The following is an 18,057-nucleotide window of genomic DNA, read 5'->3' on the forward strand; positions in this document are numbered from 1 at the left end:
TATTTGATGTTTTCTTCTCAAAAGAAAATTATTTAAATACAAACTTATGGACAATGCCTCGCGAAATATTAGGCAGCTACTTCATATTTATCATCACTGCGCTTCAAATAAAAACCGAGAACACAAAATTCTGGCTACTTTTTTTCATAGCTGCCATAGCAATCGGGATATCCAAACAATTTATTCCCTTTTTTTCCGGATTTTTAATTGCACTACTCCTATGCAAGAGAAGCCTCATTTTGAGCCCTCTGAGGACAACTTCGATCGCGCTGACTGGAGTTTTCTTGCTTTCATATTCAAAACCAACTGGCGATTTCTCTTGGGCACTGAATCTTACCCTTATGCCAATAATTTCAGAAAACTATCTCAGAGTACTAATTCAAACCCTAGGCAGCACACTGCTACTAATAACATTGCTCGCCTATCCTAAAAAAACATGGCTCGATGGTCGCTTCGGAAGAATAATAGGAGAACTATCTTTCCCATTTTACGCATTACACACAATTATAATTCTTTCTTTCTCAAGCTTTATTTATATAAAAGGCAACATAAGCATTCAAGAAAATTTCATTATCACACTCGCACTAATATTGGCACTATCATGGCCACTATCGAGACTTGACATAAGATGGACAGCGCTACTAAAAATAAAGACTAGCAATCTATTTAAATAGCATTAACCCCGTGCAGGAATGTAAATTGAATAACTGGATCAGAGGTACTACCAGAGTGCAACAAGAGCCGCAGTCATTGCGGGATAGCATTGCCATGCTTGTTATCGCACTTGGATTTTTTCTGTCTCCATTCCCTTGGATGCCATGGTGTTCCATCAGCATCATTGGCGCCATATTGCATTCAGATTTTATCGTTTCTGCACGCAGAATATATGACAACTTCAGGCCCGCGTTTTATTTACTTCTAAGCATAACAGTCGGCCTATTTTTTTCCTCCAATTATGCGACCTCCATCAAAGGGACAATAGATTTATTTCGAGGATTTCTGGCCGGAACGGCCATATTTATTTTGCTAAACAGCAGACAAGGGGCGCAGCTGCTTTTTGTTGCCGCCATAACTAGCTTGGCGACAGTTTTCTTCGTTCATCTTTTCTCCGCAGACAGTCTTCTGCGCTCTGAGGCTATATTTTCCATGGAACTGGAGTGGTTTGCACACCCAGCCAGACTAGGTGGTATATGCTTCCTCATCATGCTTTGCGCCATTTATTCGCTCAAAGAAACCCCCTTAAAAAATAATCTTTTAATCCAAATAACAATATTTATTACTTATCTTCAAATCGAGCTCTGGGCCAGCTCTCGAGGCCCAATTTTATGCGCAATTCTTGCCATAACTCTAGGCTATATTTTTATCAGACTGAAAATAAAGGCTATGATAGTCAGCATTCTGGCCATACTGACAGGCGCACCAATTATATTTATGATAATCAGTAATATTACAAATCGCGGCATGGGCGATAGCGGAAGATTCGAGCTCTGGAGACACACCATCTCAATATGGCAAGAGTCCCCATGGCTAGGCTTTGGGAATAATGTTTTCAAGAAAATACCCAATCAATACCTGCAGGGCGGCCAGTTACAAATGCCGCACAACATATATCTTGAGGTTCTTTTTTCGGGCGGCGTATTGTCGCTAACTATATTCATGGCGGCAATACTATTGATTTTCTCTCTAATTCGTAAAAATAGACACGAGATCCGTGTCATAAGTGCCGCCGCTCTTATATTCTTTTTCTTGCTTGGCTTTTTCGACATAAAGTTTTTTAGCAGCCTTTCTGGTCTTTACATTGGCCTAGGTGTCGCGATGATAAGTCATGACCTAAGAATGTCCCCAAAAAAGCTTCACTCTTAGCTTTCAGCCCGTTGCTGAGCGACCCACCATTAACTTAACGAAGATCATCTTTCCAGAGAGCATCATGAGAATAGTAAATGCTGTTTATGGCGACTCCACCGGCGGTCGCTGGATCGCCACCTTGAAGACAGCCGAACTGCTCGCGGCAGCTGGACATGAAGTCACCCTGCTAATCGACCCGGAAGACCAACGCAAAATTCCAATCGACTTCCCTGCGGGAATCACGGTGCATACACTGCGTAATCATGGTCACTACGATTTAATCGCCAGCTGGCGAGCCCGTCAGCTGCTCCGCGCCAGTCGCATTGATCTTTGCATTTGTCATAGCGGGCGGGCCATCTACATGCTCAAGCGCGCTTCCAGAGGACTCGGGCCGGTCGTTGCCTTCAACCACAGTCACAATATCAAGCGCACTTTGCCTGCCGATGCCTTCATCTGCATTACCCCTTTCATGAAAACGCTCATTGAGCAGGCCGGAGCAGCTGGAAAGCCCTGCCAAGTTATTTCCAATGCAGTCTCAATCCCGGATCCCGAGCTTCTGCGCCCGGCTCAAAATGAGGTATTCACGGTTGGCGCTATCGCCCGCATGGCTCGTAACAAGGGCCTGCATCACTTGCTGGATGCACTGCATCTGCTCAAACAAGAAGGCATCAGGGTGCATGCGCGAATCGCAGGAGATGGCGAGGAGCGCAATCAATTGCAAGCACAATGCCGGCAATACGGGCTGGAGGAGCAGGTCGAGTTCATTGGATGGATTCCAGCCAACGGGAAGGCCGACTTTTATAACAGTGTCGACGTCATGTGCTTCACTTCGGAATGGGATGTTCAGCCACTGGTGATTCTTGAAAGCTTTGCATACGCCAAGCCTTTGATTGGAACAGACATTGACGGCCCATCCAGCATGTATATTCACAGAGAAACCGCCTATGTGGTGACACCTCAAGATGCTCCGGCGCTAGCTCGTGCCATTGTGACATTGCGCGACGACAGCTCTTTGCGTCAATCTCTCGCAGCCACCGGTCGAGCCAAGGCTTTGCGCGAGCACTCAGACTCAAGCATTGCGCAACAGCTAGAAATGTTCTGCTCCTCACTGATAGCCGAAAAATAGGGCATAGAACTTATATTGCAACCAGCGCCTAAAGTTGAAATCCGACAAGGCTTGGTCACGCAGCAGAGTCATCTCTCGGTAGCCCATGTAAGTACGATACTGCGCACCTGGCTGCCAGAAGCGGTATCGTATAGACCATGGCTTGCGCCCAGCATAATGAATGATACACGGCTCTCCGACACTCAGAAATGGTATGAAATTGTAAGCCCCGTCAAGTAATTGCTTATCTCGTGCGAACAGAATATTTAGAATATCTTGATCGCCCCATGTGATTTTTTCGCCATATCTCCGCAAGATTTCACTAACAGAACTCATGACATCATCATAATCATATGCAGCAGCATCTATGCGTATCACACCGGCATTAAAATAACTTGTGACAGCTAGAGACTCTGCTTTCTCACGACGCAAATCCGCACTGGGCTCCAATACAGCCAAAACGGGCCCTTGTGAAGCCGACAGCAAAACAGAAATATCCGTGACCACCAATGTGTCAACATCAAGATACAGAACAGGCTCTTGAAAGTACTTAAAGATTAGGAATCGAAGATTAGTACCAATGTTCAAGAACCCGATTACTGGCAGACTTCTGAGCTGCGCGATATCTTCATCAGTAGCATGAATATAGTTCACTTGCCGCTGATAACTTGATGCGAGCGCATTGATTTCACTTACCCAACTGATGCCGAGATGAATAATAGTAACCTGAATATCATTTTTCCGGTTATTTTCATACAACGCAGCCAGCGCTGGCAACAAGTTCTTGCTGTAATCAGACTCATCATGAACGCAATAAACCACATTCATTTCGTGACCTCTTTGGAAGGGGTTAGCAACCCTGTTGGCCCCAAACGCCCCACCATGTCCTTGTGAAAAAAGAACACATAGTGATACAGCAATCGCAATGGACTACCAAGCAACTTGCGCCAGAAGAATTGCGGGTACAGCCAGACCAGCTTTACATCCGAGAGGCGCTTGCGACGCTTACTCATGCTTCGTACAACCTGCTTTGGGCGATGCTTACGGTAACGAATCAAAGGGCGCTCCATGAACTGACCTGAATAGCCATGGTGCCAACAACGAATGAAAAGCTCCCAGTCTTCGCGGAGGTCAAAACCACGATCAAAGCCGTTTACGGCATCAAAAACAGACTTTCGGATCATTACACTTGTCTGGATATAGTTCGCATGAGAGAGTCGAACGGGGTCAAATGGGCCAGATGGGAAAATATCATTCTTCTCTCCAAAGTATTGCAACTGACCATAGACATAACCCACCGAGGCTGGAGCCACATCAAGAGCTTCAACCATTACTGCGAGCGTATCTGGGTAAAGCAAATCATCAGAATCCAGAAATAACAGATAGTCACCTGAAGCATAGGCAGCGCCGTTATTACGTGCCGCGGAGACCCCCTGATTAGGCTGAGCAAGAACCTTAACCGGATAGCTCTGAGCTACCTCAAGGCTGTTATCAGTAGAGCCATCATCAATAAATATAATCTCGTAATCAAGATAAGTCTGGGCCAGCACCGAATCCAGTGTCTCAGCCACATAGCGGCCGTAATTGAAGTTCGGGATTATTACCGATACCTTACTACTCATCTCAAGCTCCAGTAAGCGCCAACAATCGTGTCAGCTGCCGGGCAATTAGTGCATTGGAAAAATATTTCTCATACGTAGATCGAGACAATAATCCATACGAGACTAAATAATTATGTCGCTCATGCAGGCGATGAACAGCCGCCTGAATACTGGCCGGATCACCCGGCAAGGCCCAGAACAAGCCCTGATCCTCATCGGCCCGCAAACTATCCGGATACGCTGGTGTACTGGCGGTGATGACAGGGCGGCCAATCGCCAAGCCCTGGTAAACCTTGTTCGGAATAACCCGCCGCGCCTTCTCGGTGGAGCCAAAGATACCCAGAATGGCATCACTGCTGGCGAGTCGACCCGGCAGCTCCAGCAACGGCCCCCAAGGCTCAAAGATAACTCCCGGACCAGCGCCATCAATGCACAAATCTGCCAGCAGTGTTTGGCAGGCCTCTCGCATCGGCCCTTCCCCAATCAGGCGCCAACGCACCGGTGGGCCTTCATAAGTGCGGATGGCCTCCGCCAGAACATCCACCCCCTGCAGCCCGATAAACGTACCAAAGAATGTCAGCTCCAGTGGTGAGCCAGGCGGCTTGGCAGGCCAAGGCTGCGGCGCAAAAACAGCCTCTTCGGCGCCCACCGGAATAACGACCAGACGCTCGCGGGCTACACCGAGCTCATCGGAAAAATAGTCTGCATGACCGGCTGTATCCGCAATGAGCCAATCGGCTCGTTGAAACAGTCCACGTTCCCACGCCAGCAAGCGGCGGGCCTTGGCACTCTCGGCGGCGAACTTGTGACGCTCGTGCACCTGCTTGTCATACGAGCTGATGAGCGGATCGAACACCAACGGAATCTGGTGCCGTCGCGCATAGCGACTGGCCGCAGGCAAGTCACGCTGACGAAAACAGGGCACCCAGATCAGGTCAGGCTTTCTGCCGCCACGCCAGGCATATTCCCAGTCGGCCAGAAACGAGAGCCGAGGCAGAAAGCGCGTAACCTCATGGCCCAGTTCACGCAGCACACTCTCGATAACCCGATTACGCGGATAGTCCGGACCGTAATTGCCGTAACGCCCCCAAATCAAGACGCTCTTCATGACACCTGCTTCCCGGCTAAATAAGGCTCAAGAGCCGACCGAATCAACTGTGGCACATCCGGAAACCCACCGGCTAACTCGGGACCGCCCGGAATGGCCTGAATTGGCTGCTCCAGAGGAATACGCTGAATCAGCCCGGCCTCGGCATAAGCTGCCAATGCCCGGCCATCATTGTCATTGGGAGCCGCGCTTCGTGGCATCAATGTATATACCTGGCGGCGAGCATAAATGCTTTCAGCCACCATGGTCAGACTCTCCTCGGTCACGACGACGCACGACGCTCGACTCAAGAAGTCACGCACAACCGGCTGCGGTGCCTCTGACCACCAGACAGCTTGCGCCAATACGTCAGCTGGCAAAGCCGCTTTGAGCAAACGTTCGGCGTCGACACCCGTACGTCGTGATGTGGTCAGCAGCAATCGGGCACCACGCTCGGCTGCAAGAGCATTGAGCCAGGCCGCCATGGCTTGCCAGTCCGCCTCCCGAAACTCATAGCCAGCACCGTCGCCGCCAACAAGCACCGCCACCAAGGGCTCGGCACCCGTCGTCAACGCTGGCACATTGAAAATATCGGCAGGAACAGGCGGCAAAGGCAGCACATAATTATTCGGCACGCCCAGACCGACCACTGTAAAGATGACGCGATAAGCACTGGCGTCATAGCCCTTGAGCGTACCGCTGTATGTATTGGGAGCTTGCCGCTGGCGTGCCAGCAAGGCATTGGCCAGCAAAGTGTTGGCACCGGATGAAATGATCAAGTCCGGCTGGCCGACCGGCAGCTTCAGGTCGTAAACCCGGGCCAGCCAGAATGCAGGATTGCGTATCCACGGCAAGCAAAGCCGCCCCAGACGCTTCCAAAGTGAGCTGCGGACCTTGAGCATGACACGCAGTATCTCGACCTCATACGCTTGTGCAAGCGCATCCGCGATTCCTTGGCTCTGACTCCAATGGCCAGGAGCGCCATCCGTGAGTAGCCACAGCTTCAGCTTATTTGCTCCAGCCACGCCGACCTCCGCGCATTTTCATGACGAATGCCAGCCGGTTATCCTTTCCACTGACCTTGACTCGCTTCAGATCCAGCGGCTCCGGGCGAGGCATGAGCTCATCAATGCCTTCGATCGTGGTGACAGCAGTTTCGTAGCCAGCCTCGCGTGCCAGCCGCACATCATCCGCACTATAAATACCAAAGGGGTAGGCAAAGCTGCGGACAGGCTTGCCCGTCAGAGCCTCCAGCTGCTCGCGCGATGCCAGTAACTCATGGCGTCTGGCGTCTTCAGGCGTGGTGCGCAGGTTGCAATGCGTCAACGTATGCGAGCCGATTTCAACGCGGCCACTGGCGATCAGCTGTCGAATCTCTTCGTCACTGAGCTTGGTTTCGCGCGCCAACTCACCGGAATTGTGATGTGCTTTCTTGTAGGTCGACCAGTCACGATCATGGCGATCAACCACGACATAAATGGTGGCCTTGGCGTTATAACGCTCAAGGATCGGCAAGGCATAGTGAAGATTGTCGGCATAGCCATCATCAAAGGTGATGGCAACAGCGCGCTCGGGCAAGCGATCCCATTGTGCCCACAGCTCGCTCATGGTGTAGAAGCTGAAGCCCTGCTCACGCAGCCAGCGAACCTGCGCCTCGAAGCGCTCTGGCGTGACGCGCAGGCCATTGAATTTCGCACCCGCACGATGCGGTTGCACCATGTGGTACATCAGGATGCGCGGACGCTGCCAATTCACGACAGGTCGCCACCACGCATAACGGTGGGAAAACCACAGCAGAATTGCACCAAGTATCATTCCGCCCAGCATCATTCCCGTCATGTGCGAGTACCCCATATGACATAAGCTACTCGACGTGCCTCTGCCAAAACGGTTCGGTTAATGGTTTGAGAAACGAGCGCTCCTGGGTGCTTACAAAGCAACCCATTTTTCAGCAACCCCTCCACACCCCGCACCAACCTCCCCGGCTTACCCTCGGGTCGCTGCAGCCCCACCAGCCCCACCGCACACCCCGCCGTCAGCGCCTCGTAAATCATCGACACACTGTCTTCGGTGACCCACGCATTCTCAGCGATGGCCAACTCACTGGCGAGCCAGCCCGGCGGGCATTGTTCCCATGGCTGATACTCGACTGGCCAGCGCGCGGCCAAGGTGGTGCGCAGTGCGGCGGGTGTGCGGCGCGAGTCGGTCAGGCGTACTTGGGGGTGTCGCGCCATGATTTGCTCTAACTGCGCCAGCACCTGTGCGTCATCCCAGAGAAAATGCTTACTCACCCCCCCAACCATCACCACGGTGTAGCCGGGGCGTTTAACGGCGGCTGGCTGCATGGCGTTAAGGACGCCTTGAGTGACAATGACGTTACGACCCTTGAGGCCGTCGTGGGCAGGCGCGACCACCCAATCGAAGCACCAAGAGGGCAAGGTCGGGGACATCAGCGCGATGGCCTTACCGCCAACGCTGCGCCGAGCGCACAACATGGGCCAATGGGTGCGATGCCCTGCGCCGATAATGAAGTCCGGGCGGGGCTGCAGGAATCCGGGGCGAAAGCGCTTAAACAGCCAATCCCAAAGGGTGTAGGGATAGTCACCCAGGGGCATATCGATGCAACGCGGCTCAGCAAATCCCTGTTCAGCGGCGAGCCCTTTCAGGGCATTGACCAGACCCAGCGTTTGACTCTCGTGGCCGGGCTTACCATCCATGAGACGCCAAACGACGAGAGGCTGAATAGGGGCATCTTGCATGCGAGCTGGCGCCTTAAAGTGATGAGGGGCGTTATGCCCCTCTTTTTGCCATTTGCGTTATGCCACGGGCGTCAGCCAGTCGCTGTGCTCCTTGCGCACGCCCGTCACCGTCTCGAAGTAAGCCTTCTGCAATACGGTGGTGATCGGGCCACGACGGCCAGCGCCAATAACGCGACCGTCAAGCTCACGAATCGGCGTGACTTCAGCGGCGGTGCCGGTAAAGAACGCTTCATCGGCGATATAAACTTCATCACGCGTGATGCGCTTTTCCTTGACCGTGTAGCCGTGCTCTTCGGCAATCTGGATCACCGTTTTACGGGTGATGCCGTCGAGGCAGGAAGTCACATCCGGGGTAAAAATCACGCCATCTTTCACGATGAACACGTTCTCGCCCGAGCCTTCAGACACATAGCCTTCCGGATCCAGCATCAGGGCTTCTTCAGCACCACCGGAGATGGCTTCCTGCAAGGCCAGCATGGAGTTGATGTAGTTGCCGTTGGCCTTGGCACGGGTCATCGAGATATTCACGTGATGACGCGTATAGCTGGATGTGCGCACTTTAATGCCCAGCTCCAGCGCCTCTTTGCCCATGTAGGCGCCCCACTCCCAGGCGGCCACAATCACATGCACCTTGAGGTTGCTGGCGCGCAGACCCATGCCTTCGGAGCCGTAGAATGCCATCGGACGCAGGTAGGCGTGCGGCAGCTTGTTCTCACGCACCACCATGCGATGGGCTTCATTAATTTCGTCTTGGCTGTAGGGCATGGCCATGTTCATGATATGCGCCGAATTGAACAGACGATTCGTGTGTTCCTTCAGGCGGAAAATCGATGGGCCTTGCTCAGTCGCGTAGGCACGCACGCCTTCGAAGACACCCATGCCGTAGTGCAGCGTGTGGGTCAGCACATGGGTCTTGGCTTCGCGCCACGGCACCAGCTTGCCGTCATACCAGATCACGCCATCACGATCAGACATCGACATCTTGAATCACTCCACAGGGCTTGTGCGCCAGCCGCTGGCCAGCACGTCATGAAAATTCAGGTTGCGTATTGCACCACAAAGCAGGGGCTTTCGGATACTGGGCGATTACAGTAGCAGCCATTCGATTTGCAGCCCGGGTACACGCTGGAAGCCGGCATCCGCCGTAATGAACACATGCTGATCTGGTTGCGCCAAACAGCTCGCCGCTTGCAAGGCATCAGGCGTTTTCAGGCCATGATGAGCGCGAAGAACCGTAGCAATTTGCATCACGGCCGGGCTGAGCTCGGCAATCCGCAGATTGGTGCTGGCAAAAAACGCATCGTACTGCTGCAACAACGCGTGCTGTTGATGCCGCATTGGCCGCACGCGACACTCCAGCAACGTCAATGCACTGATCATTAGCGCGGCATGGCTGGGTTGTAAGCAGCGGGAGATCACCTGCTGCACCGAGGTCGAGAGCGTGGAATCACCTTCGAAGAGATAAATCAGCGCATTGGCATCGAGAAAAACATTCACGCATCAGGCCAGTCGGCGCGTTCTTGCGCCAGTTCACGATCAATGTCGGCACGGCTGCGGCCACCCGTGGGCGTATAGGCAGCCAACCACTCCTGCACCGAGTGCGAGTACGTCTGCTGGCCCTGCAGCAAGTGCTGATAGTCCTCTTCCGAAAGCACCACCGCCGCCGGCCGGTTGTACTTGAGAATACGCACCGGCCCCTGCAGCAAGGCCTCCTCAATAACCACCATGCCACGCCGCTTGATATCTTGTGCACTGACGATATTCATGGTCGACTCCTTTTGATACTGAAAATAGTACCTATAAAAGCCGCCCGAAACAACATTGCAGCGTCAAAACCCTGTACGCACCACATCCGCCACTACGGCATCTACGCCTATGGTCCAATCCGGCAGTTTCATGCCCAGCGCAGACTCTAGGCGCTGACAATCCAGCCGTGAATTAGCCGGCCGCGCAGCTGGCGTAGGGTATTGAACAGCCGGAATGCCTTGCACCTGCTCGGGGGCAATGTGGGTGCTCAAGCCTTGTTTTTGTGCTTGGGCAATAACGCGCTGGGCATACGCCTGCCAGTGCGTCTCGCCAGCTGCCGCCAGATGATACAGGCCGGGCTCCACCAGCTTCCCGGCAGTAACCTGCTGAATCAGCTGGGCGGTGACCGCGGCAATGAGGGCTGCGCTTGTCGGAGCGCCAAACTGGTCATTCACCACGGACAGACTGTCGCGTGTTTGCGCCAACTTCAGCATGGTCTTCAAAAAATTATTGCCGTGCACACCAAACACCCAGGTCGTGCGGAAGGTCCAAGCCTGCAAATGGCTCGTCGCCATCACTGCCGCAATCGCCTGCTCGCCCGCGAGTTTGCTAGCGCCATAGACATTGAGCGGTTGAACCGGATCATCTTCGCGATAGCGCCCATGCTTATCGCCGGCAAAGACGTAGTCCGTGGAGTAATGCACCAGTCGGGCGCCACGCGCTGCCGCTAACTCGGCGAGCAGACGTGGCGCTTCGGCGTTGACGGCAAAAGCGGCATCACGCTCAGTTTCCGCTTTGTCTACGGCTGTCCAGGCACCGGCATTAATGATCCAGTCGGGCTGCACACGCTCAACGCAGGCGCGAATGCTGTCGGGATCTGCCAAGTTGCATTGCTGGCGATCGACTGCGGTTAAAACGCCCATGTCAGCAAGCTGACGCTGAAGCTCATAGCCGACCTGACCCGTGCTGCCCGTTATCAAAATCCTCAAATCAACGCTCCATAATGTCGGACCACAGCCGCTGCACCAGCGTCCGCTCTGTCAATAACTCATCCGCTTGCAAGCCCTTGTCGGCCCCCGCTAAGGCTCGCGCATGTCCGGCTCGGCGCAGCGCCAGATACGCCGCTTTCAGCGCCTCTGCATCAGCTAAAGGCATCAATCCCCCCTGCGCCAAGGTATCGAGCAGACGCACATTATCCGGCCACTGAGTGAGTTCAGGGTGGGCATGGGCGTGCGCCAGCGTGAGGTATTGCACGAGAAATTCGATGTCTACAAGGCCGCCGGGGCTGTGCTTGAGATCAATTTCTTCCGGGTCTTTCGGTGCCAAGTGATCGCGCATTTTTTGCCGCATCTCGCGGACTTCTTGGCGCAGCATCGTGTCACTGCGTGCTTGTGAGAGCACCGAGGCACGTACCTCATCAAACCGCACCGCCAGTGCAGGATCGCCAACAACGACACGTGCGCGCACCAGAGCCTGATGCTCCCACGTCCAAGCCTGCTCACGCTGATACTGCGCGAAGCCATCCAATGAAGTCACCAACAGGCCCGATGCGCCCGACGGCCTGAGTCGCATGTCCACTTCATAAAGCAGGCCGCTGCCCATGCTGGTGGTGAGCAGATGAATGATTTTTTGGCCGAGGCGCGCAAAGAAACTCGCGCCGTCTAGGGGCTTAACGCCACCCACCGTGTCGCGCTGGGCGTCGGCATCGTGAATAAACACGAGGTCGAGATCAGAGCCATACCCCAACTCAAGGCCACCGAGCTTGCCGTAGCCAACAATGATAAAGCCGGGATCGCAGGGCTGGCCTTGACGATTCAACGGCGTGCCATGTCGGGCCACCAACTGCCGCCAGCTCAGGTGTAAGACTTCCTGTAAAACGGCCTCAGCAATCCACGTCAGCGAATCGCTAATTTTCATCAGCGCCAAAGTACCTTTAAGGTCCGAAGCCGCAACGCGCAGCACTTGGCCTTTCTGGAATAGGCGCAGAATATCCATTTGCCGCTCCAGATCATCCTCTGGCACTCGCGCCAACTGCGCCCGTAAGTCTGCCGATAACTCACTGCGCGAGGGTGGCGCGAACAGCGTGGCGGCATTGAGCAGCTCATCTAAGAGAGCCGGGTAACGCGCCAGCAGCTGAGCCATCCACGGACTGGCCGCGCACAGGTCAATTAAGCGCTTCAGCGCTTCCGGGTTTTCGCTCAGTAACACCAAATAGGCCGAGCGCTTCAGCGTGGCTTCAATCAGGGGCAGGATACGCGCCAAGGCTTGCTCGCCATTGTCATGGGCCTCACACTCGCGTACCAACGTTGGCAATAGGCGCTCAAGGCGCTCGCGCCCAGTCACGCTGAGCTGGGCCAGCGCACGACTGTCGAGCAGGGCTTGGATGGCGGGCGGCCATTGTTCTGGCGTAAGAGCTGCTTGCTCAGGCTCTGGCTCGCGGGCATCAATCACATCGCGGAAATGTCGGTGCACGACCTCGCGCTCGTTCGCAAGCGCCACGCGATAGGCCGTCCAATCAGCAAAGCCCATAGCCTCGGCAAGACGCTGGCGATCCGCGGCATCCACAGGCAGCATTTGTGTTTGCTGGTCATGCAAGGCTTGAATACGATGCTCACTGTCGCGTAAAAAATAATACGCGTGAACTAACGCTTGCACGGCACTCGCGGGCAGCAACCCGCGTTCGCCTAGCATCGGCAACACGTTGAGTAGCTCACGCTCTTGCAATGCCGTATCCACGCCGCCGCGAATAAGCTGAAAGGCCTGCGCAATAAACTCGACTTCGCGAATACCGCCCCGACCCAGCTTGATGTTGTCTTCCCGATCCAAGCGGCGCACCTCGCGCTCAATCATGGCCTTCATTTCGCGCAAGGATTCAAACACGCCGAAGTCAATGTAGCGGCGAAATACAAAAGGACGCAGCGCTCGCATTAATTGCTCGCCAGCGACGCGATCACCGGCACAAATACGCGCCTTAATCAGCGCATAACGCTCCCACTCGCGGCCATGACGCTCGTAGTAAGTTTCCATGGCATCCACACTCATGGCTAACGCTGAGCCATCACCCCACGGTCGCAAGCGCATGTCCACGCGAAAAACAAAACCATCGGCCGTGATGGGGTCGAGCAATTGAATAATGCGTTGCCCAACTTTAATGAAAAACTCGCGATTACTGATCGACCGGCGACCCTGCGTTTCACCTTCTTCGGCATAGCTGAACATGAGATCGATATCGGAAGACAAATTCAGCTCATGCGCGCCGAGCTTACCCATGCCAATGATGATCATTTGCTGAGGCTGACCCGAGCTTTCGCCGATAGGCTCGCCATGCAGTAGCGCAACATCGGCATGAGCTTGCGCTAACGCGACTTCAAGCACGGCATCGGCAAACTCAGACAGTTCCCGGGTTAATTCCGGCAGAGAGCAAAGCCGGTTTAAGTCGCGGGAGATAAAACGCATCTGCTCTTGCGTGCGCAGCTGGCGCAAGGCGGCCTGCCAGGCCGGATCGACACCCCGCGCCAGCTCCGTGAGCGGTCGCGCTTCAGATCGGGGCAAATGCGCCACGGCTCGCTGCACGCGCTGCAACCACGATTCATCGGCAGGACGGTCGGGTGCGCAGCTCAACCCTCGCTGCAAGCGTTCCTGTAGCCAGGGGGAGCAGTAACTAGCCTGCATGTGCTTTTCGCCTTTCGTTAAGCCATAAGCCATACGTAATACCCAACCAAGCAATAAACACCACTCGCCCACTGTTGCGGTAAAACATGGTCTGAGAAAGCCCAAAATCGATATACAAAAGAACCAATAACAACCCAGAGGTCGCCAGCGCTCGCACCTGAACAGATTTCTCGCCAAGATCGCGACGAAACACTGCAGCAGAAGACCAATAAAGCCAAAGCAGTAGCGCAGCGCCCACCAAGCCGTGCTTAACAGCAATATCAATCAACTCGTTATGCAAATGATTGGTCGGAATCCTGAGGCGAGTCTCACCCGCTTGAATCTGACGATCGCGTTCTGCTTCAAAGGCCTCTGCTCCCCAGCCTAGTAGGGGCTTATCCAATATCAGCCCTACGCCCATTTGCCACATCATGAGCCTTGGCACGACCGATTCACCAGAGTAGTCGCCCTGCTGCAAACGCGCTAACTCATCTACCGCATGCCCGATTCGGGTTTGCACACCCGTAGCCGGCACAGCCACTACTATCGCAGATGCCAATAAAACCACCCCGTAAACACTGAGATGTACACTTCGCTTAAGCTCTGGCGAAAAGGCTCGCCAAGCCACCCAACCCACGATTGGCAAGCCCACCCAACCACCGCGCGTGCCTGACAAAATCGACACCAGGAGGCCACTTACAGCACCGACTAACATAAGTACCATCCAGCCTCGGCGCCCTCGGAAATACAACGCCCCCATCAGCGCCGTAAAGCCCATCAACATGCCGATATCACCATGCTGGATGACATAGGTATGCCCACCCGCACGCTCCACCCCCAACACAATACGCTGCCATAGTGACCACGACATCGTCAGCATGGCCCCCAGTGCTACACCAACAAACCAATACGTTGCATCGAGCCTTAGCCTCACCACAGCCCAAATCAAGGGAATAATGAAGAGAAACTGCAAATAGGTTTCCGCGCGCCGCCAGCCTTCATCCCAACCTAACGCCAATGAAGCTTGCCCCACAGCAAACACAACAATGGCTGCGAACAGTTTGCTGGTGAAGTCTGGCAAAAAAGGCCTTTGCCGCGATGCCCATAACCCCATTAGCGCCAAAATAGCGGGGCCATAGCTATAGCCAGAGTTCACAATTAAGCAGAGTATCCCTGTCATAAAAAGTGCGATGTGACCCAGCAAACTTGCGCTCAACATACCTATTCCTAATCAGCGTTAATTCCATTTTCTGGTAGTATGCGGGATACCAAAAATAAGCGCTAACTCGCCTCGAAGGAACGATGCCCCCACTTCAACAACGCTTGATTAAGTCACTGCAATTCTTAACTGACTTAGGTCTTACCGGCTTATTACTTTGGCTATTGACCTCTCATAGCTCGGAGGCCTTTAGTCTGTTGGCCATCAGTGTGGGGCTGGGCTACTACCGACTGGCCGTGACGTTAAGTCACTACTCTATGCGCCGTCCCTTTTGGGATGAGCTACAGGAGTTATTGGTCACGGGCTTACTCATGGCCGCGGTACATGCGGCCCTGCTCATCTCTACGGATAAAGCATTTAGCGCGCATCCCATGCTTGCCTGGTGCGCTGTGATCATTGGCCTCCCCCTATCTCGAGGCTTAACACGCCAAACGCTGCGCCGATTCAATCTGTGGTTTCAGCCCGTCATTCTTATTGGCACCGGCAGCAACAGTACGGAAGCGAAAATAGCACTGGAAAGCGAAAATACGCTGGGCTATCGCGTCATCGTGCAATGCAGCCCTGACAGGGCTCAGCCCTACCTCCAACAGCACCCACATGCACTGGTGGCGCTGGCGCTTGAACACGAAGACGCTGATACGCTTAATAATTTACTCAGGCAGTTGATAAGCCAAAGCCGCGACTACCTCATCGCCCCAGCCATTCGTGGCTTACCTTTACAAGGCCTAACCAGCTTTCACACGCTGAGTCATGAGGTCCTGCTCCTTCGCGCCAGCAACCACCTAAAACAGCTACCCTCAAAAATCATTAAGCGCCTGTTTGATTACTTGGTGTCATGCGTTTTATTACTGATTTTGAGCCCGCTATTCTTGCTTATTGCATTGCGTTTAAGCCAAGAAAGCGGCCCCATCATTTTTTGGCATGACCGCGTAGGCCGGCACGGAAAAATCTTCCGCTGCCCGAAGTTTCGCACCATGACCATCGATGCTGATGCACAACTGGAAGCCCTACTTAACCGCTGCGAAAAAAGTCGCGACGAGTGGGAAGCCACCCGAAAGCTACGTGACGACCCCCGCGTAACAGCATTGGGTCGCTTTCTGCGCCAATCCAGCCTCGATGAACTTCCTCAGCTCTGGTGCGTGCTGAAAGGCGACATGAGCCTGGTCGGCCCTCGCCCCGTCACGGCCGCTGAAATGCCGCACTATGCCGAAAACAGAACATACTACGAGCAAGTACTCCCCGGCATTACCGGTCTCTGGCAGGTCAGCGGCCGCAGCGAAGCCGACTACCCCACGCGCGTGGCGCTTGATGTGTGGTATGTGCGGAATTGGTCACTCTGGACCGACGTGGTGATTTTGCTGAAGACGGCGAGCGTGGTGATTCAGCGGAAAGGGGCTTATTGAGGCCGCAGCGCACAAGCTGCATGACTTTGAGTCAGCTTACCCGCACCGGAGTCATTTCATGCGGAGGCGGGTGCTCATATCTTTAATGACTCCGTACACAATTTGTCGGGTAAAACGAACTTCTCCGGCATGTGAACCTGCTGGCAACTCACCTAACAGCTTGATGCCATTGGCCTCTGTGTTACTCGCTAACAAGTCTAGCTCTTTCCTCGCTAATTTCTCTGGCAAGCCAATATCCACGCCAAAAGCAATCACATGCTCATTTGTCAGCTGATGCGCATACTCGACATCGCCCATCGCCCATGAAAGCTCGGCACCTGCCCAGTCATTGCCGTTCCGGTAGACAGATGTGCACAACAGATCATAGTGTGGTGCGAGCCGCACGGTTGCCTCTCTTTCGCTGCCTTCAACATAGAACGATAGGTTTTTCAGGTGAGCATCGTCGTTACCGATCAGGGTATTGAACACGACCCAGCGATATAGCGCCAGACGGGTACGCGCCTTCTCACGGCATGCGTCGATCAGCCGGTTCAGCGAGTCAGGAGTTGCCTGCGTGTACTTAAATGACTTGTCCAGACCCAAAAGCTGACAGGCATCCAGCGTTTGCAGCCGAATGATGCCGGCTGCCGATAAGGCACGGTCAAAGCGCTCGATGAGGTAGACCGGCTCGGGGACATGTCGCAGCATGACCTCTGGAACCGGCAGCCCGACACGTTTGGCCAGCGTCACGGCAAACCATTCGTTGATGACGCTGTGCGGGTAATTGTCTTTGTCCTGATGTTCGGGCTTTAAGATGTGCGTGGACGGTGTGTTGCCGCGCGGCTCGAACAAACCTTCTGGAGTGAATACTACAGCCAGTTTGTGCTGGGCACCGGCCAGAGAAATTTTCTTGGGTGCGCCATGTGTCAGCGAGACAGTTGGTAGCTGACGTATGCGTGCCGACAGTGCCTCGTCGGTCAGGAGCACATTGCCCTCCTCCACTTCAGGTGTCTCGTCAGGTGCCAGCAAGGCGAGTGCGCCGGCTGATTCACCACCGTACCAAGCCAGCAGGCCAAAAGCGTCTGCTTTGCTCAGACGGGCATCTTTGGCCAACAGCTCCCGTGCGCCTTCTTCAGGCAGCAGGTTGTCGAAGAACCACTGTACGGGTCGCTGGCTGGCACCATCCACAATGGAGCCAGCCCTTCGGGGCAGAGAAGGAGCGAGGTCGAAACCGGTGGCAGATACTTGCCATGCCGGGTCATAGTCCAAGGCCCACAAGCCGTTTTGCTCTCGCAACTGTCCTACCCGTTGCGCGTTGAACCAGATGGCTAGCGTGCGGGCTTCCGGCCTGCTCATGCCTTTGGCTCTTTGATGATACTGGCACTTTCCTCGGCGACATCGAGGTAGACCGTAATTCCCAGCTCCTCTAACGCTTGTAGCACCTTGCCAAGCTGCACCCCTGGCTTGCCTTGCTCTACTGCGCGCAAAAAGACATGGCTGCTGCCGATCATGGCGGCGAAGTCGTCCTGTCGCAGGCCTTGCCGCTTGCGTTCGGCGCGAGCGAGGCGGCCGATGAGTTCAGTCGAATGAGCTTTGACTAGCATAGCGATCTCGAACGAAATAATTTTTTAGATTATGTCGATTTAAGATCGATTTTACCAA

The 18,057-nt window shown here is 54.2% G+C and carries 18 protein-coding genes; 4 read left to right on the forward strand and 14 right to left on the reverse strand.

Translation table 11 applies throughout. The features are described 5' to 3' along the window. From AC14IB_RS03250 to AC14IB_RS03260, 3 genes are all read left to right on the forward strand, one after another. Positions 1-674 (forward strand): hypothetical protein (locus tag AC14IB_RS03250; RefSeq protein ID WP_484230537.1); only part of this gene is annotated, 674 nt, incomplete at its 5' end. Positions 675-699: 25 nt separating this feature from the next. Then, positions 700-1,863, forward strand: coding sequence for an O-antigen ligase family protein (locus AC14IB_RS03255; protein WP_484230538.1), 1,164 nt, complete (start codon positions 700-702; stop codon positions 1,861-1,863). A 64-nt stretch (positions 1,864-1,927) separates the two neighbouring features. Beyond that, positions 1,928-2,971 (forward strand): glycosyltransferase family 4 protein, encoded by a 1,044-nt coding sequence (locus tag AC14IB_RS03260; RefSeq protein ID WP_484230539.1) that lies wholly within the window; start codon positions 1,928-1,930, stop codon positions 2,969-2,971. Here AC14IB_RS03260 and AC14IB_RS03265 read toward each other — a convergent pair. From AC14IB_RS03265 to AC14IB_RS03320, 12 genes are all read right to left on the reverse strand, one after another. Continuing rightward, entirely contained in the window at positions 2,951-3,778 is an 828-nt protein-coding gene (locus AC14IB_RS03265) for a glycosyltransferase family 8 protein (protein ID WP_484230540.1), read from the reverse strand. The two genes, AC14IB_RS03260 and AC14IB_RS03265, sit on opposite strands and share 21 nt — an antisense overlap. After that, positions 3,775-4,572: a glycosyltransferase family 2 protein gene (locus tag AC14IB_RS03270; RefSeq protein WP_484230541.1), complete on the reverse strand. Its 798-nt coding sequence runs from the start codon at positions 4,570-4,572 to the stop codon at positions 3,775-3,777. Before AC14IB_RS03270 ends, AC14IB_RS03265 begins: the two co-directional genes overlap by 4 nt. 1 nt (position 4,573) lies before the next feature. Next, positions 4,574-5,659, reverse strand: coding sequence for a glycosyltransferase (locus tag AC14IB_RS03275; RefSeq protein ID WP_484230542.1), 1,086 nt, complete (start codon positions 5,657-5,659; stop codon positions 4,574-4,576). Next, positions 5,656-6,663: an ELM1/GtrOC1 family putative glycosyltransferase gene (locus tag AC14IB_RS03280; protein WP_484230543.1), complete on the reverse strand. Its 1,008-nt coding sequence runs from the start codon at positions 6,661-6,663 to the stop codon at positions 5,656-5,658. The genes AC14IB_RS03275 and AC14IB_RS03280 overlap by 4 nt, the downstream gene beginning before the upstream one ends. Then, positions 6,647-7,477, reverse strand: coding sequence for a polysaccharide deacetylase family protein (locus AC14IB_RS03285; protein ID WP_484230544.1), 831 nt, complete (start codon positions 7,475-7,477; stop codon positions 6,647-6,649). The genes AC14IB_RS03280 and AC14IB_RS03285 overlap by 17 nt, the downstream gene beginning before the upstream one ends. Continuing rightward, a complete protein-coding gene (locus tag AC14IB_RS03290; RefSeq protein WP_484230545.1) occupies positions 7,474-8,397 on the reverse strand; it encodes a mitochondrial fission ELM1 family protein in 924 nt (307 codons plus the stop codon). Before AC14IB_RS03290 ends, AC14IB_RS03285 begins: the two co-directional genes overlap by 4 nt. 57 nt (positions 8,398-8,454) lie before the next feature. Further along, a complete protein-coding gene (locus tag AC14IB_RS03295; protein WP_068858001.1) occupies positions 8,455-9,378 on the reverse strand; it encodes a branched-chain amino acid transaminase in 924 nt (307 codons plus the stop codon). A gap of 105 nt (positions 9,379-9,483) precedes the next feature. Continuing rightward, positions 9,484-9,894: a type II toxin-antitoxin system VapC family toxin gene (locus AC14IB_RS03300; protein WP_068858000.1), complete on the reverse strand. Its 411-nt coding sequence runs from the start codon at positions 9,892-9,894 to the stop codon at positions 9,484-9,486. Then, positions 9,891-10,163 carry a type II toxin-antitoxin system Phd/YefM family antitoxin gene (locus tag AC14IB_RS03305; RefSeq protein ID WP_068857999.1) on the reverse strand — a complete coding sequence of 91 codons (273 nt, stop codon included), beginning with the start codon at positions 10,161-10,163 and terminating at the stop codon, positions 9,891-9,893. Before AC14IB_RS03305 ends, AC14IB_RS03300 begins: the two co-directional genes overlap by 4 nt. Positions 10,164-10,226: 63 nt before the next feature. Further along, a complete protein-coding gene (rfbD, locus tag AC14IB_RS03310; RefSeq protein ID WP_484230546.1) occupies positions 10,227-11,132 on the reverse strand; it encodes a dTDP-4-dehydrorhamnose reductase in 906 nt (301 codons plus the stop codon). Position 11,133: 1 nt separating this feature from the next. Then, on the reverse strand, positions 11,134-13,815 hold the full coding sequence (gene glnE / locus AC14IB_RS03315; RefSeq protein WP_484230547.1) for a bifunctional [glutamate--ammonia ligase]-adenylyl-L-tyrosine phosphorylase/[glutamate--ammonia-ligase] adenylyltransferase: 2,682 nt from the start codon (positions 13,813-13,815) through the stop codon (positions 11,134-11,136). Further along, positions 13,805-15,013 carry an O-antigen ligase family protein gene (locus tag AC14IB_RS03320; protein ID WP_484230548.1) on the reverse strand — a complete coding sequence of 403 codons (1,209 nt, stop codon included), beginning with the start codon at positions 15,011-15,013 and terminating at the stop codon, positions 13,805-13,807. Before AC14IB_RS03320 ends, glnE begins: the two co-directional genes overlap by 11 nt. A gap of 83 nt (positions 15,014-15,096) precedes the next feature. Between AC14IB_RS03320 and wbaP the strand changes: the two genes are divergently transcribed. Next, complete coding sequence (gene wbaP, locus AC14IB_RS03325) at positions 15,097-16,416, forward strand: undecaprenyl-phosphate galactose phosphotransferase WbaP (protein WP_484230549.1); 1,320 nt, start codon at positions 15,097-15,099, stop codon at positions 16,414-16,416. Positions 16,417-16,467: 51 nt separating this feature from the next. On the opposite strand, the gene AC14IB_RS03330 is transcribed toward wbaP, so the two are convergent. Next, positions 16,468-17,751 (reverse strand): HipA domain-containing protein, encoded by a 1,284-nt coding sequence (locus AC14IB_RS03330; protein WP_484230550.1) that lies wholly within the window; start codon positions 17,749-17,751, stop codon positions 16,468-16,470. Continuing rightward, a complete protein-coding gene (locus AC14IB_RS03335) occupies positions 17,748-17,999 on the reverse strand; it encodes a helix-turn-helix domain-containing protein (RefSeq protein ID WP_484230551.1) in 252 nt (83 codons plus the stop codon). The genes AC14IB_RS03330 and AC14IB_RS03335 overlap by 4 nt, the downstream gene beginning before the upstream one ends. Positions 18,000-18,057: the final 58 nt, after the last annotated feature.

This window comes from Perlucidibaca sp., from assembly GCF_057084925.1.